Source organism: Tenacibaculum aestuarii (assembly GCF_964510395.1).
Lineage (GTDB): Bacteria > Bacteroidota > Bacteroidia > Flavobacteriales > Flavobacteriaceae > Polaribacter > Polaribacter aestuarii.
Genome location: NZ_CAZEFY010000003.1, coordinates 117,777 through 134,328, shown reverse-complemented (window position 1 = coordinate 134,328; position 16,552 = coordinate 117,777). Strand labels below are relative to the sequence as shown.

General features: G+C 32.2%; 13 protein-coding genes and 1 pseudogene. 9 read left to right on the top strand and 5 right to left on the bottom strand.

The genetic code is table 11. The features are described from left to right. Nucleotides 1-5 precede the first annotated feature (5 nt). Together ACKTSU_RS06665 and ACKTSU_RS06660 are read left to right on the top strand one after the other, a co-directional pair. Entirely contained in the window at nt 6-1,277 is a 1,272-nt protein-coding gene (locus ACKTSU_RS06665) for an adenylosuccinate synthase (protein WP_408035599.1), read from the top strand. Nucleotides 1,278-1,363: 86 nt separating this feature from the next. Beyond that, a pseudogene (locus ACKTSU_RS06660) lies at nt 1,364-1,846 on the top strand (DUF1572 family protein); the annotation flags it as partial. 30 nt (nt 1,847-1,876) lie between these two features. Here the strand turns inward: ACKTSU_RS06660 and ACKTSU_RS06655 are convergent. Beyond that, a complete protein-coding gene (locus ACKTSU_RS06655) occupies nt 1,877-3,310 on the bottom strand; it encodes a pyridoxal phosphate-dependent decarboxylase family protein (protein WP_408035598.1) in 1,434 nt (477 codons plus the stop codon). 139 nt (nt 3,311-3,449) lie between these two features. Here ACKTSU_RS06655 and ACKTSU_RS06650 point away from each other — a divergent pair, with 139 nt between their 5' ends. Both ACKTSU_RS06650 and ACKTSU_RS06645 read left to right on the top strand, forming a co-directional pair. After that, complete coding sequence (locus ACKTSU_RS06650) at nt 3,450-5,090, top strand: OstA-like protein (protein ID WP_408035597.1); 1,641 nt, start codon at nt 3,450-3,452, stop codon at nt 5,088-5,090. A 5-nt stretch (nt 5,091-5,095) separates the two neighbouring features. Continuing rightward, a complete protein-coding gene (locus tag ACKTSU_RS06645) occupies nt 5,096-6,274 on the top strand; it encodes an aspartate aminotransferase family protein (RefSeq protein ID WP_408035596.1) in 1,179 nt (392 codons plus the stop codon). A 44-nt stretch (nt 6,275-6,318) separates the two neighbouring features. On the opposite strand, the gene ACKTSU_RS06640 is transcribed toward ACKTSU_RS06645, so the two are convergent. From ACKTSU_RS06640 to ACKTSU_RS06630, 3 genes are all read right to left on the bottom strand, one after another. Next, a complete protein-coding gene (locus tag ACKTSU_RS06640) occupies nt 6,319-6,816 on the bottom strand; it encodes a hypothetical protein (RefSeq protein ID WP_408035594.1) in 498 nt (165 codons plus the stop codon). A gap of 134 nt (nt 6,817-6,950) precedes the next feature. Next, complete coding sequence (locus ACKTSU_RS06635; protein ID WP_408035593.1) at nt 6,951-7,703, bottom strand: hypothetical protein; 753 nt, start codon at nt 7,701-7,703, stop codon at nt 6,951-6,953. Nucleotides 7,704-7,855: 152 nt separating this feature from the next. After that, complete coding sequence (locus ACKTSU_RS06630; RefSeq protein ID WP_408035592.1) at nt 7,856-8,899, bottom strand: hypothetical protein; 1,044 nt, start codon at nt 8,897-8,899, stop codon at nt 7,856-7,858. A 351-nt stretch (nt 8,900-9,250) separates the two neighbouring features. On the opposite strand from ACKTSU_RS06630, the gene ACKTSU_RS06625 reads away from it, so the two are divergent. Then, nucleotides 9,251-10,216 (top strand): IS110 family RNA-guided transposase, encoded by a 966-nt coding sequence (locus tag ACKTSU_RS06625; protein ID WP_408035591.1) that lies wholly within the window; start codon nt 9,251-9,253, stop codon nt 10,214-10,216. A gap of 53 nt (nt 10,217-10,269) precedes the next feature. Here ACKTSU_RS06625 and ACKTSU_RS06620 read toward each other — a convergent pair whose 3' ends face one another. Next, nucleotides 10,270-10,845 carry a hypothetical protein gene (locus ACKTSU_RS06620; RefSeq protein ID WP_408035590.1) on the bottom strand — a complete coding sequence of 192 codons (576 nt, stop codon included), beginning with the start codon at nt 10,843-10,845 and terminating at the stop codon, nt 10,270-10,272. 407 nt (nt 10,846-11,252) lie between these two features. Between ACKTSU_RS06620 and thrA the strand changes: the two genes are divergently transcribed. The 4 genes from thrA to thrC are packed head-to-tail and all read left to right on the top strand — an operon-like array spanning nt 11,253 to nt 16,544. Continuing rightward, complete coding sequence (gene thrA / locus ACKTSU_RS06615; protein ID WP_408035589.1) at nt 11,253-13,694, top strand: bifunctional aspartate kinase/homoserine dehydrogenase I; 2,442 nt, start codon at nt 11,253-11,255, stop codon at nt 13,692-13,694. Nucleotides 13,695-13,697: 3 nt separating this feature from the next. After that, nucleotides 13,698-14,327, top strand: a complete 630-nt coding sequence (locus ACKTSU_RS06610) for a class I SAM-dependent methyltransferase (protein WP_408035588.1) — start codon at nt 13,698-13,700, stop codon at nt 14,325-14,327. Beyond that, entirely contained in the window at nt 14,324-15,253 is a 930-nt protein-coding gene (locus tag ACKTSU_RS06605) for a homoserine kinase (RefSeq protein WP_408035587.1), read from the top strand. Before ACKTSU_RS06610 ends, ACKTSU_RS06605 begins: the two co-directional genes overlap by 4 nt. Nucleotides 15,254-15,263: 10 nt before the next feature. Continuing rightward, nucleotides 15,264-16,544: a threonine synthase gene (gene thrC, locus ACKTSU_RS06600; RefSeq protein WP_408035586.1), complete on the top strand. Its 1,281-nt coding sequence runs from the start codon at nt 15,264-15,266 to the stop codon at nt 16,542-16,544. Nucleotides 16,545-16,552 lie beyond the last annotated feature (8 nt).

Sequence of the window (16,552 nt, the reverse complement as noted above, 5' to 3'; positions counted from 1 at the left end):
ACTAAATGGCAGTAGATTTATTACTTGGTTTACAATGGGGAGACGAAGGAAAAGGTAAAATTGTAGACGTATTAACAAAAAACTACGATATTATTGCTCGTTTTCAAGGAGGTCCTAACGCAGGTCATACTTTAATTTTTGACGGAAACAAGCACGTATTACACACAATTCCTTCAGGAATTTTTCATAAAACAGCTTTAAATGTGGTGGGTAACGGAGTAGTTATCGATCCTGTTATCTTTCAAAAAGAATTAGAAAATTTAGATGCGCATAATATCGATTATACATCTAAATTATTAATTTCTCGTAAAGCACACTTAATTTTACCAACACACCGATTATTAGATGCTGCTTCTGAAACTTCAAAAGGAAAAGCAAAAATCGGTTCTACATTAAAAGGAATTGGCCCTACTTACATGGACAAAACTGGTAGAAACGGAATGCGTGTTGGTGATTTAGAATTAGACAACTGGAAAGAAAAATACAGAGCTTTAACTGAAAAGCATTTAAGTATGTTAGCTTACTTTGATGTACAAATCGATTACGATTTAGATGAGTTAGAAGCTGAATTTTCTAGAGGTATTGATAAATTAAAAACATTACAATTCATCGATTCTGAAGAGTTTTTAAACAAGGCTATTAAAGAAGGTAAAACTATCTTAGCTGAAGGAGCTCAAGGATCATTATTAGATATTGATTTTGGTACGTATCCATTCGTAACTTCTTCAAACACTACCGCTGCTGGTGCTTGTACTGGTTTAGGAGTTGCTCCTAACAGAATTGGTGAGGTATTCGGTATTTTTAAAGCATACACTACTCGTGTGGGTTCTGGACCTTTCCCTACTGAGTTATTTGACGAAGATGGAGCTACAATGGCTAAAGTTGGTCATGAATTTGGCGCTACAACTGGTCGTCCTCGTCGTTGTGGATGGTTAGATTTAGTTGCATTAAAATATGCTGTTGATGTAAACGGTGTTACGCAATTAATGATGATGAAAGGTGATGTATTATCAGGTTTTGACACTTTAAAAGTGTGTACTTCTTACAACTATAAAGGTGAAGAAATTTCTCACTTCCCTTATAACATTGAGCCAGAAAATGTAACGGTAAACTATACTGAATTTAAAGGTTGGGAAGATGATTTAACAAAAATGTCTTCTGCAGATCAATTACCTCAAAACTTATTAGATTACATTGCGTTTATCGAAAAGGAAACAGGTGTACCTGTAAAAATCGTTTCGGTTGGACCTGACAGAAAACAGACAATTAACAGATAAAAAATTTAGAGGAGCTCAATTGAGCTCCTTTTTTTATAATGGTACAAGAATATTTAGACAATATCACAGCATAGTTTAAATCATACAAAGAAGTTGCTGATAAAACGATTGCTCAACTTGAAGAAAAAGATTTACACTGGAAATATAATGAAGAAAGTAACAGTATAGCTTCTATCATTATTCATATGTCAGAAAACATGCTATCTCGTTGGACTGATTTTTTTACTTCTGATGGAGAAAAAGACTGGAGAAATAGAGATGCTGAGTTTGAGCCACAAAACTTAACTAAAACAGAATTGATTGATCAATGGGAAAAGGGTTGGCACTGTCTTTTTTCTGCTTTGGATTCATTAAATGAAGAAAACTTCAATCAATCTATTCTTATAAGAAACAAACAAGTTAAGTTGATTGAAAGTATTACAAGACAAATAGCCCATTTTCCTTACCATATTGGTCAAATAGCTTATGTAGGTAAAATGATTTTAAACGATAAATGGCAAACAGCTTCTATTGCCAAAGGAAAATCAAAAGAGTTTATACAAGCTCAATTTGAAAAAAACTCAAATTAAAAAAGGGAAGTTAATCAACTTCCCTTTTTTTTATTTCTTACTATTTAAAATTTCCTCTCCAAATTTATTACACAATAAAAGTATTTCTTTAATATCTTCTATCGTGGTTTTCGGATTAATTAAACACATCCTTAATACTACTTGTTTATTAAGTATTGTAGTAACTAATAATGCTTCTCTAGAATCCATAATTCTTTGAGATATTTTCTGATTTAACTCATCTAATTCTTTTTCTGATAAGTTTAATCCGATAGGATTGTATCTAAAATTAATAACCGCCAAGGTAGCTGGTGAAATAATTTCCCAGTTTCTACTTTTACGTAACATCTTTTCTACATCATCCGCTAATTGAATATTATAACTTACTGCTTCTTTAAAAACATTTAATCCGTAAGTTTTGATAGACATGTAGAATTTCAACGCTCTAAAACGTCTTGTTAACTGAATTCCGTAGTCATAAAAGTTAATTTCAGATTCATTTCCTTCAATATCACGTAAATACTCAGGTTTTTCACTAAACGTATTACTTAACCAAGAAGAATCTTTTACTAATAAGCAACCTATTTCATAAGGTTGATAAAACCATTTATGTGGGTCTACCGTTAACGAATCTGCTCGTTCTATACCTCTTAAAGCCTTAGCTCCTTTTTCAGATAAAATAGCTGCTCCTCCATAAGCTCCATCAATATGAAACCAAAGATTTTCTTCTTCACAAATATCTGCAATATCATTTAAAGGATCTACAGTACCTGTATTTGTTGTACCTGCTGAAGCTATATAACAAAATGGCTGTAATCCTTCTAACCTATCTTTTGCTATCGCATTCTTTAACTTGTTGATACTAATTCTGAATTCGATATCTGTAGGTAAAATTCGAATTTGTTCTTTCTTAAATCCTAAAACGCGAATCGCTTTAATGTTTGAAGAGTGTGCTTGATCTGACAAATAAATAACTGCCTTCGAAAAATCATCTCCACACTTTAAACGTCTTGCTGTAGCCAGAGCGGTTAAGTTTGCCATAGAACCACCACTAGTAAAAATACCCCCTCCTTTTTCAACAGGGAAGTTATACATTTTAAGTAACCAGTTCATTGTTACAATTTCTAACTCAGCTGCCGCTGGAGAAACCATCCATCCACCAGAAAAAATATTGAATCCTGTTGCTAAACTATCAGCCATCGTACTAATAAAGTTACTAGGCCCTGGTACAAATGAAAAAGCTTTAGGGTGCGAAACAACGGTACTATTAGGCATTACATTATCCATCACAAAGTCTAACACTTTTTCAGCAGGCATACCTTCTGCAGGAGCTTCTTGTAAGAAAATACTATCCATTTCTTTTCTAGTAGCACTTGCAACAGGTTTTTGCTGATCTAGAGTATCCCAGTGTTCAGCAATTATATCAACTATTTTATATCCGTAAGATTTCATCTCTTCTTTTGATAAATCAAAATGAGCGCTCATATCTTTATATTTTTTTAATTTGCTACAAAATTAACCATTTACTAAAAGACTGCCTTTTATTTATCTTGATAATTTTATTTCTTTATTAAGATTTTTAGCATGTTCTTTTCATTATTTTTGTGCATTAAATCGTATTATTTTGAAAAAACTATTTCTACTAGCTTTTATATTATTCTCTGTTGTAAGTTTTTCTCAAACAAAAAAAATCAAAATCCTTTCTACCGAACTAAGTACCGCTGATGAAAGCAAGTACCCTGGGGCAACCTTGTTAATTGGTAAGGTAAAAATGTCGCACGAAGGTGCTACGCTAGACTGTCAAAGAGCCTTGTTATATAAAGACAAAAACTTATTTAAAGCCATTGGTGAAGTAGTAATTGAACAAGGAGACACGATTATTCAATACAGTGATTTTGCTACGTATGACGGAAATACGAAAAAAGCGAAATCTTGGGGAAATGTAGAAATTAACGATAAAGAAATGAAGCTAAAAACCGATACGCTTCATTTCGATAGAATTAACCAAATATTATATTATCCTAGTGGCGGAACAATTAAAGACACCAAAAACACGCTAAAAAGTGTAAAAGGAACCTATCTTTTAAGGGATAAAAAATTCACAGCACAATCTAAAGTAACAGTTGTAAACCCTGAAAATCATTTAGAGTCTAACCATTTAGATTATTATACCAATACTAACTTAGCTTATTTATACGGGCCAAGTACCATTACTAATTTAAAAGATAGTACTAAAGTATATTCTGAAAGAGGTTTTTACGATACAAATACCGATGTTTCATACTTTGTAAAACGTGCAAAATTATTTTTAAAAGAACGAACCGTTTCTGCAGATAGTTTGTACTATGATAAACGTAACGGTTTTGCTTCTGCAACCAACAATATAAAAGTAGTTGATACCGTTCAAAATATGGTAGCAAAAGGAAATTATGCTGAATTATACGAACTCAAAGATTCTTTATTTATAATTGATAGAGCTGTTGCTATTTCTGTATTTGAAAAAGACTCTATGCATGTTGCGGGCGATAAAATTTTACTTACTGGTAAACCAGAAAAACGTATTGCTAGAATTTTTAACAATGTAAAAATATTCAAGTCCGATTTACAAGGAAAATGCGACTCTATTCACAGTAGTCAAGAAACGGGATTAACCAGAATGTTTAAAAATCCCATATTATGGTCTAATAAAAGTCAAATTACAGGAGACAGCATTCAGTTAGTATCTAATAAAGAAACAAATAAACTTGACTCTTTAAAAGTATTACAAAATGGTTTTATGATTCAACAAGACTCCGTTCATACAGAAAACTTTAATCAAATTAAAGGAAGAAATATTTATGGTAAGTTTGAAAAAGGAGAATTAAGAACAATGTTAGTTAAGGGTAATGCAGAGTCTTTATACTACAGTAACAACGAAAAAACACAAGAATTAGAAACAATTACCAAAGAAATAGCAAGTGATATTGAGTTTATTTTAGAAGATGGAGAAATAATACAAACTAAATACTTTAAAAAATCTGAAGGAAAAACTTTTCCTCCTTCTGAATTCCCTTCTGACGAAAAAAAATTCAAAGGCTTTTTATGGCGAGGAGATGAACAACCCTTAACTGTGGAAGATATTTTTATAAAAGACGCTACTTCTACCGTTCCATCAAAAAGAAAAAAACAACCTGATGTTGTAAAAGAAGCTAAGGAAATGTTTATCGAAGAAACTTCAAAAAATAAGAAAGAACAAAAAAAGCTTAATCTTAAAAAATTAAAATAATTTCTGTGAAAGACGATTTTTTTAAATACCAAGGACAAACAACCCCACATCCTTTAGCTATTGAAATTTCACACGCCAAAGGAAGTTATATTTATGATAGCAACGGAAAAGCGATGTTAGATTTTGTTGCAGGAGTTTCTGCCAATAGTTTAGGACATAATCATCCTAAGGTAAATGAAGCTATAAAAAATCAATTAGAGCAGTATACACATGTAATGGTGTATGGAGAATTTATTCAAAAACCACAATTAGAATTGTGCAAAGCTTTGGCTGCTACCTTACCTCCTAGCCTATCATCTGTTTATCTAGTAAACTCAGGTACCGAAGCTACTGAAGGTGCTCTAAAATTAGCCAAACGTTTTACAGGCAGAAGTGAAATTGTTGCCGCCAAAAATGCCTACCATGGAAATACACAAGGTGCTATGAGTGTTTGTGGAGCAGAACAACAAAATCGTGCTTTTCGTCCGTTAATTCCAGGAAGTAAGTTTATTGAATACAACAACGAAATAGATTTAGAAAAAATAACATCTAAAACAGCTGGTGTTATCCTAGAAACCATCCAAGGAGGTGCAGGATTTATCGAACCTAAAAATGATTATTTAGCAAAAGTAAAACAACGCTGTGAAGAAGTTGGCGCCTTGTTAATTTTAGATGAAATCCAATCTGGAATTGGGCGTACAGGAAAATTTTGGGGATTTGAAAATTACAACGTCACTCCAGATATTATTATTACAGGTAAAGGTTTAGGTGGCGGAATGCCTATCGGAGCTTTTATTGCTTCTTTTGAAGTGATGGACTGTTTAAAAGAACACCCAAAATTAGGACATATTACTACGTTTGGCGGACATCCTGTAATTGCGAGTGCTGGTTTAGCTACCGTACAAGAAATCACCTCTTCTAACTTAATGAACGAAGCCTTACGAAAAGAAAAAATTATTCGCGATGCCTTTAAGAATCATCCTGCGGTTAAAGAAATTAGAGGAAAAGGATTAATGCTTGCTTTATTAGTAGATACTCCTGAAGCTGCCTCACAAGTAATTTTAAACTGTTTAGACAAAGGATTGATTTTATTCTGGTTACTTTTTGAAGGAAGAGCCATTCGTATTACGCCTCCACTCACCATTTCTGATGAAGAACTAAAAAAAGGATGTGATCTTATTGTAAGTGAGTTGGATAAATTATAATAAAATTTGACTCAATAGCATCTTATATCGTTGTAAGTAATTTTCTATTCATTTATTGAAAATTGAATTTCAATTGCTTCTGCTTCTCCTATTTTGTTTGGTCCCTCATGAATCCACCATTTTCTTCCTATATTCATGTATTCGTCTATTGGTTGTTTTGATAAAAATCTAATCAAAACTTCTTTAGTTTCTCCTGGCAAAATCCATTCGTTTTCGTCAAATTGAATATCTCCCACGTATGAATACTTAAACTGTCCATTTGATTGATATTCAAAAACATGATTAGGTCGATATCCGCTTTTAATCCCTGTTTTTCTGCCGCCTTCTTCAGTTGAGGTTAATTTTAGCTTCGCTTTTACATGAATTAATTCAGGTGTTTCTTCTAGATCAAAATCTGTTATACTATAATCAGTATATTTTCCAAAAGCATATGTATCAAAAACTTTTCCGTAACCTAAATTCAACCACCTTTTGTAAATTAATTTTCCATTAAAATACAAATAAAGTTCATTGTCATTTTTTATTTCTTTTCGTATAATCATAGTCTAGTTGAATCATCTTCAGTTATCGGTTTAGTTTACATTTTTTTTCTCTTAAATACTGACGTTAGCAATTCCTAATGAATTTGGATGTAATCGAATCTACCGTAATTGCGGTTATATATTGTTGGGCACTGTTATTTATAGTAGATTTCTCTGATTGCTATGGTTTTCAAAACTCCGTTTTCTATAATCCTTTTTTCAATCCAATTATCAAATTCATCCATCTTATACTCAAATTTTTTTGATGAAGCTAAAGAGTCATTATTATCAAATTCTTGAGCTAAAATCATTTTATTTCCATTGTATTGGTAAATCGTTTTTGTTTTTATTCCTTGTCTTTTAAGGTTGATTGTTACAATGCTATCATTTAATTCGTCTTGATTGTAATAAGCACTCACTATTAAATTGGTTATTGTGTCTTTTGAAATTTTGTTCACATAAACTTGAGACATAGAAGACATTTTTTTAGTCTTGTCTTTTCTGTAATACTGGGTTTCTATTTGTTCAAATTTCTCGTTATTATTATCAAGAATACTTGAAGATTGAAAAAGTAAAGAGTTCTTATATGAATAATTAACTTCTAAAGGTAAGTTGTCTATCGACATTTTCACAATTTCTTTTTTTAGTTGATTATCTGAATTATATATGTAATTAATTTTCATATTTTGATTATCAAATAAGGTTTCTCTTTTTTGATAAATAATCTGGTCGTTTTTTCCAAATTTTTTAGTTGTGATTAGCACAGTGTCTTGAATTCCGTTATTGATTTGGATAGTGTATTCAATAGTTTTATTCGCACTTTTTGTCAATCCGTTTTTTTGTTTTGAAGTTTGTTTATTACAACCAAATAAAACGATTGATAGTATTATTGTAATTAGTTTGTTCATTTGGTTTTAATTGTGCCCAACGTTGATGTGTATGATTAGTGGCGTGTTTAAGCACCTAATTTAGCAAATAAAAACCTAATAGAAAATCCGCGAGGATTTTCGTAAGTAGGCGAGAACCAGCCATTAATTATACACGGTGTTACCAACAGTATTTATTTTATTTCAGCTGATATTGTTAATGAATGAAATACATAATTTTTCATCATAATGCCATCAAATTCTCCATCATCATTTATCCAAATTTGACGAACGTTTTGAAAAATATTTCTGTCAAGTGGAAATTTTGCATTTGGGTTATGATATATTGTTAAGCTTTCATTCCAGTCTTCTATCGATTTTCCTTTTTCCACGTTATAAGTAAAATCCTTTGCAGGTGCATTTGGGTCACTATCATCATATTTAAAACCAGAGCGAACCATTATTAGTTCTTTTTCTGTCAACTTATGTTCAAAACCCATTCTATTGAATTTATGTAAATCACAATTATTTGAGAAAATTACGGCACTTACATTTTCTGTATTTGGATGTGAAAAGAAAAACGAAGGAATTACTTTGTCGTCATTCTTATGCTCTTTTACTATTTCAGTTTTTATATGCTCTAAACCCTTTTCTGTCTCTTTTGTTATTATTTTTTTTCCATATAGATACTCCATTAATTTGGCATCAGGTAAAAATTTTGCCATATAATTATGTGATGGTGTAATTGCAAAAACTAAAGGTTTGTCTTTAACCCAATCTAATTTCCAGTATTCTTTGTTTAATTTTGAGAATAAAACGCTACCTAACCTTATAGAATAATAATCCATTATATCTTTTTGGGCAACTAAATCCATTTTAGCAACAGATTCTTTTATGAATTCTTCTGAATATTTTTCATCTATTTTTTCGGCAGACAAACTGGCTTCTATAAAGAAATCGTATTCTTTCTTTTTAACGTGGAAATCAGGTCTGTTTTCATCTTCGATAAATTGAAATTTATTTTCTAATAGAAATATGTATAAATAAATTTCCCAAAGCCTTGCATCAAATCCAGTACTTTGAAAATCTTTTATAAAATTTCCATCTTGGTCATTCATCAGGAAACAGATATTTTCTATAATGTTTTTAGCTGGGTCAAAAAGTGAACTTTCGGACAATAACTTAAATTTCTCATTAAGTTTATCCTCTGAAACAATTATTTTGTAGATGTCCTCCATTTTGGTGATATTCTTGGTAACGGTCTTGTATAATTAGCCAGCTAAGGGAATTTGAGAACTAAAGATAGTAAAAAGAACTGACTTTGACGCGTGAGCGTCTGTGTCCGCAGGACACAAAACCTTAGTTGGAATTATACGTCTTAAGTTAGCAATTGTTTAAATTTAGTAATAAAAACCAGAAAGAAAAAAGCGTAGAGTAAGGTTATGATATACGTTGAAACCTAGATTTCGTCAACATTGATAATCCCTACGCTTTACTACTTTAAATTCGTTCAGTTCTGTGAGACCAAGATCTCGATTTCAAGTTGTTGAATTGATAGTAGTTATTTTTCTTTCCAATCCTTTTTTCTTATGAGTAAAAATAAACAATTTTTAGGAATCGATGTAAGTAAAGATGTTTTAGATGTGTATGATTATCAAGGTAATTGGTATCAGTTTAAAAATGATGCATCAGGCTTTAAAGAGCTGTTGTTAATCACAAGTGATTTAACTCATTGTATAATGGAAGCCACAGGGTATTATCATGTACGATTAGCTTATTTTTTAACAGAAAAAGGAGTTTTGGTATCAGTAGAAAATCCGTTGAAAATAAAACGTTTTATTCAAATGAATTTATCAAAAGTAAAGACGGATAAGAGTGATGCAAAGCAGCTATATAATTATGGTGTAAGTCAAGCCCCTTCTATATGGAAAGGAGAGAGCAAGGAACAACAAGAATGTTTACAAATAGTACGTTTGTTGAGTGTTTATACGAAACAATCTACTCAATTAAAGAATAAGCTTCATGGCGAATCAGTATTAGGAACTCCATCGAAATTGGTAGTTGGTTCCTTAAAAAGACAGCTAAAAAATATACAAAAAGAGATGGTTAAATTAGAAGATTTGTTGCTAGAAAATGTAAAAAAGAGCTATCAAGAAGAAGTGACTTTATTAAAGTCTATTCCAGGAATAGGGGGTAAAACAGCATTAATGTTATTAGTTTTTACCGATGGATTTAAGCGTTTTACTTCAGCAAAAGAGTTGTGTAGTTACGCAGGTATAACTCCTACTATTAGAGAGTCAGGCAGTAGTAAAAAAGGAAGACCTCGAATAAGTAAAATGGGTAATCCAAAGCTTAGAAATTTATTGTTTATGTGTAGTTTTAATGCTTGCAAATACAACAAAACATGTAGAGAACTTTATGACCGAATTGTAGCTAAGGGTAAGAGTAAAAAACTTGCTTTAATAGCGGTGTGTAATAAGCTACTAAAACAAGCTTTTGCAATAATAAAAAGTGGTTTGCCTTATGATGCAAATTATAAAAGTACTTTGGTTTAAAAAAGTATAAAATTTACTTGTTTTTTACCTCAGTTCTTTGTTGTAAAACGTTTTTATTCCGTTAGTGTCGTTATTTCAACAATTTTAAAATCTTTATTTTTTGGTTTCAAGATATTATTTTTTCGATCAATAATGTATTCTGTTGTGAATGTTTTTTCAGTCAATTCATTTAAGTTCTTTCTTTTTAGTAGTAGAGTGTCATTTTTTATTTCATAATTTCCTTGGAATGTACAGCTGTAATCAGCTTTGTGATAAGTAGCTCCGAATGAGCCATTTTTATAGAGTGTCAATGTTCCACTTTTAGGAGTTCCATAAACTTCAATAATACCAACCAATATTCTTTTAGTCCAAAATTTTTCATTTTCGAGACCTATTATTAAATAAGTACAAACTCCAAAAAATATAATCAGAAAAAATGGGATAAAATCAAATTGTTTTTTCTGTTTAAAAAGTTTTAGTAAACTACGAATTGTAATTATTAGAAATGTTAAGATCAATAATCCACCGAAAAATAGAAGATTTAAACCATTTAAAAGTCCTCTACAATAATCTCCAATTGGAATAAATTGGTAAATCATTGCGATTCCAAAAAATGATAAAATTCCGTATTTGAGTAATTTTTTTTTCAAATGTTTTACAACTAGTTTATATGCAGAATAAACTTACCATTATACTCCCTTTTGGGCAGGATATGCAGAAGTTCTTAGCAATTTTATTCTTTTTATTTTTTTAGCAATATAGTTGTATTTTATGTACAATCAAAAAAGGTTTTTCGTAAAAAAAGAACATATGTACTTGTTTTTTAAAAATAATTTATAATTTTACCCCAATGTTTAACAACAAAAGAAATATCATCTCTATTCCAGCTGTAAGTATTACGGCTTCTTTTGTTGGCACTACAACTACAATTATTACTACAACCCTTTAGGGGTTATTTTTCTACATATTATTTCCGTATATATTTATTTTTTCAAAAGACTTGAAAACAGATAAATAGCTTAAAAAATCTTATTTTTAATTTATTATCCTTTTTAAAATGAACGTTTTAAAATTTGGTGGTTCTTCAGTAGCCAACCCTCAAAACATAGAAAAAGTAGTACAAATCATTGCCAATGCGTCTGTAAACAGTCCACTTATTGTGGTGGTTTCTGCTTTTGGTAAAACAACTAATAAACTCATTGCATCGGCAGAACAAGCTGCTCAAAATAATGCTAATTATCTTGAAAACTATCAAGAAGTTGAACGATTGCATTTTGAAGTAATTGAAAAATTAGTTCCTGAAAATCAGCAAGATGAAGTTAAAGCCTATATAGCATCCCTTTTTAAACAATTAAAAACCTTGCTAGAAGGTTGTTTGTTACTAAACGAAATTACTCCTAAAACCCTAGCTACGATTAGTGGTTTTGGCGAATTATTATCTTCTTACATTATTGCAAGCATAGCTAGTAAGCAACTCGATGTGGTATATAAAGACAGTAGAGAGTTAATCATCACTTCTAACGCTTTTGATAAAGCACAGGTTGATTATCAACTAACCAACGCCAATTGTAAGGAGTATTTTGACAAAAATAAGCACCAAGTAACTTTGTTACCTGGATTTATAGCTCGTACAAAAGAAGGAAAATCAACTACTTTAGGACGTGGAGGTTCCGATTATTCTGCGGCTATTTATGCGGCGGCTGTCAATGCTGATGAATTACAAATATGGACAGATGTTAGTGGTATGTACACTGCGAATCCACACATGGTAAAACAGGCATTTCCTATTCCACATATTTCGTATCAAGAAGCCATGGAATTATCACATTTCGGGGCAAAGGTTATCTACCCTCCTACGATTCAACCGGTGTTGGAAAAAGAAATTCCTATTCGAATAAAAAACACCTTTGAACCTGAGAATGTAGGAACACTCATTTCTAAAATCACAGAAAACGGAAAACCTGTAAAAGGAATTTCTCATATCGAAAATATTACCTTACTAACTTTAGAAGGAAGTGGCATGGTAGGTGTTTCTGGCATTTCTAAACGTTTGTTCGAAACTTTATCGACACACAACATCAATGTGGTGTTAATTACACAAGCTTCTTCAGAACACTCTATTTGTGTGGGTATTTATGATGAAGATGCTGAAAAAGCTGCCTTAAAAATTAACGAAGCCTTTGCTTTTGAAATAGAACGTCATAAAATAGATCCAATTATTGTAGAACAAGGATTGGCAATTATCGCTTTGGTAGGTGATAAAATGAGAAATCACCAAGGTTTAAGTGGACAAATGTTCAGTTCTTTAGGCAAAAACAACGTGAATATTCGTGCCATTGCTCAAGGTGCTTCAGAGAAAAACATTTCTGCTGTTATCAACAGTTCAGATGCCAAAAAAGCATTGAATACGCTACACGAACAGTTTTTTGAGGAAAAAGTAAAGCAATTAAACTTGTTTGTGACGGGTGTAGGAAATGTGGGTGAACGCTTTTTAGCGCAAATCCACCAGCAGAAAAAATACTTAAAAGAACAGTTAAAACTGAATGTACGTGTTATAGGGATTTCCAATTCAAAACAAATGGTTTTTGATGAAGGTGGTATCAGCTTAAAATCGTGGAAAGAACAATTACATAACGGAGAAGCAAGTACTTTGGAGCGCTTTTTTGAAAGAACAAAAGCGTTAAACCTTCGTAATTCAGTTTTTATTGATAATACGGCCAATCAGAAAGTTTCTGAAATATACGAACACTATTTAGCCAATAATATTGGGGTGGTTACTTGTAATAAAATAGCCTGTGCTTCTGAACTAGATAATTATAAAAAGTTAAAATACATCTCTAGAAAGTACAGTGTTCCATTTTTATTTGAAACCAATGTGGGTGCTGGTTTGCCTATTATTGATACGCTTAAAAACTTAATTGCTTCTGGTGATCGAGTGCATAAAATACAAGCCGTGTTATCAGGTTCTCTAAACTTTGTGTTCAATAATTTTAATGAAAATGTTTCTTTTCATGATGTCGTACAACAAGCACAAGAACAAGGATACACTGAACCAGATCCTAAAATTGATTTAAGTGGTGTAGATGTTGCTCGAAAAATATTAATTCTTGCTCGTGAAAGCGGTTATGATTTGGAACTTTCTGATATTGAAAACAATTCATTTTTACCTGAAAAGAGTTTAGAAACTACCAATAATGATGATTTTTACGCTTCTTTAACCGAGTTTGAAAGCCATTTTCAACAAGTATACAAAGAAGCTGCTGACAAAAATTGTCGTTTAAAATATGTTGCTGAATTCAATGATGGAAAAGCAAGTGTTGGCTTGCAGCATATTCCGTTTGACCATCCTTTTTATAATTTAGAAGGAAGTGACAACATCGTATTGTTTTTTACAGATAGGTATCCTGTAAATCCACTACAAATAAAAGGAGCTGGTGCGGGTGCTGAAGTAACCGCTTCTGGAATTTTTGCTGATGTGATACGAATTGGAAATCAATAGTACATGGAAAAACGTTATCAAAATATCATACAAGTCTATAACAATGTAGCACAGGCGTATCAAGATAAATTTGCCAATGATACCGTGTACAATCATAGTTATGATCTCCTTTTAAAACATATGGAACCGACTCACCATAATGTGTTGGATGTAGCTTGTGGTTTTGGTAAGATTACCAATTACCTCTTACATCACAATACTGCACTCACTGTTTTAGGAGTGGATGCTGCTGAAAATATGGTAACTTTAGCAAAACAGTACAATCCGAAAGCTTCTTTTAAAGTGCTAGATTGTAGAGATATTACTAGTTTACAACAAGGTTTTGATATTATCATCTTCGGGTTTTGTTTTCCGTATCTTACTAAAGAGGATGCTCTAAAACTTATAAAGGGTGCTGCTACGATGTTAAACCCTAATGGATTATTATACATCAGCACCATGATTGGAAATTACGAAAAAGACTCTCGTATAACTGCTAGCTCAGATGGAAAAAACTCGGTGTTTATCCACTATCATGAACCAGAATATTTGATTGAAGCTATAGAAGCACAAGGATTTAAAATTTTAGAAAATTACACCAAACTATATCAAGAAGGTGGTGATACCGACTTGTTTTTAATCGCAAAAAAATGAACTATTTAAAAATATTTTCACCTGCAACTGTTGCTAATGTTTCCTGCGGATTTGATGCTTTAGGTTTAGCACTCGAAACTGTTGGTGATACGATGACTTTTACCAAAACAGCTACAAAAGGTGTAAGAATTACCCAAATAACTGGGGCTGATTTGCCTTCTGACCCTAAAGTAAATGCTGCGGGAGTAGTTGCGTTAGCGATGTTAGAAAAACATCCCGTTGACTTTGGTATCGACATCACCATTCACAAAGGGTATACCCCAGGAAGTGGCTTAGGAAGTAGTGCTGCCAGTGCTGCGGGAGCTGCGTTTGGCGTAAATCAGTTATTAGGAAATAGCTTCACTCCGCTTGAATTAACTCAATTTGCGATGTTAGGAGAAGAAGCCACTTGCGGAACTCCGATAGCTGATAATGTTTCTGCTGCTATTTATGGTGGTTTTACGTTGGTGCGCAGTTACGAACCTTTAAGTATTGTAAAAATTCCTGTCCCTGCTGATTTAAGAGTGGTGGCTATCCATCCTCAAGTTGAAGTGAAAACCAAAGATGCTAGAGCGGTATTGCCGAAAGAAATTACTTTAAAAGATGCGGTTACACAATGGGCCAATGTTGGTGGTTTAATTAGTGGATTGCATACGAATGATTATCAATTAATAGCGGATTCATTAACCGATATCATTGTTGAACCTGCTCGTAAACATCTGATTCCACATTTTGATGAAGTGAAGCAACAAGCAATTAAAGCAGGAGCTTTAGGAGCAGGAATTTCAGGTTCTGGTCCAACTATTTTCACTTTATGTAGAGGTGATGAAACTGCTGAAAATGTTTACAAAACCATACAAAACACTTACCAAAACAAACAAATTGATTTTAACATGATTCTTTCAAAAATCAATACAGAAGGAATTAAAATTTTAGAACAACACTAAACACGAAATTATGAACTATTATAGTCTCAATCATAAATCACCTAACGTTAGCTTTGAAGAAGCTGTAGTAAACGGATTAGCTCCAGATAGAGGATTGTATTTTCCTGAAAACGTTACGCCACTATCAAAAGAATTTATTGATAATATTGGTGAATATTCTAATGAAGAAATTGCGTATGAAGCCATCAAACAATTTGTGGGTGATGAAATTCCGAAAGACGTTTTACAAAAAATCATTAAAGAAACCATCAATTTTGAGTTTCCTGTGGTATCCATTGAAGAAAATATTGGTACACTAGAATTATTTCACGGACCTACTATGGCTTTTAAAGATGTTGGTGCTCGTTTTATGGCACGTTGCTTGGGTTATTTTAATCGTGATAAAGATCAACAAGTTACTGTTTTAGTGGCAACTTCTGGAGATACTGGTGGTGCTGTTGCTAATGGATTTTTAGGAGTTAAAGGTGTAGATGTAGTTATACTCTACCCTAGCGGAAAAGTAAGCGACATTCAAGAAAAACAATTAACAACCTTAGGACAAAACATTACTGCTTTAGAAGTTGACGGTGTTTTTGACGATTGCCAAGACATGGTAAAAACTGCTTTTTTAGATGCAGATATCAATCGTACGTTAACCTCAGCAAACTCCATAAATATTGCCCGTTGGTTACCACAAATGTTTTACTTTTTCTTTGCCTATAAACAAGTGTATAAACAACATAAAGAAGTTGTTTTTTCAGTACCTAGTGGAAATTTTGGAAATATTTGCGCAGGAATTATGGCGCAAAAACTAGGATTACCTATCAAACATTTTGTGGCTTCGACCAATGTAAATGATACTGTTCCTAAGTATTTAGTAAGTGGTGAATACCACCCTAAACCATCTAAAGCCACCATATCGAATGCGATGGATGTTGGAAATCCGAGTAATTTTATCAGAATTCAAGAATTATTTAATAACGATTTAGGGCTTTTAAAAGCAGCGTTTTCTTCTTTTTCTTTTTCTGATGATGAAACTCGTGACGCTATGAAAAACATCTATGAGAACTCTAATTATATTGCTGATCCACACGGAGCAGTTGGATATTTAGGCTTGAAAAAGTACGGATTACAAAACGAGTTCGGAATTTTCTTAGAAACTGCACATCCAGTAAAATTTTTAGATGTTGTTGAAGAGGTTTTAAATGTAACTGTTGAAATTCCATCACAAATAGCATCAGTAATAAACAAACAAAAAGAAGCGATACAAATTAGTTCCTATCAAGAATTGAAAGATTTTTTAAATGCTTAAAACCAAAA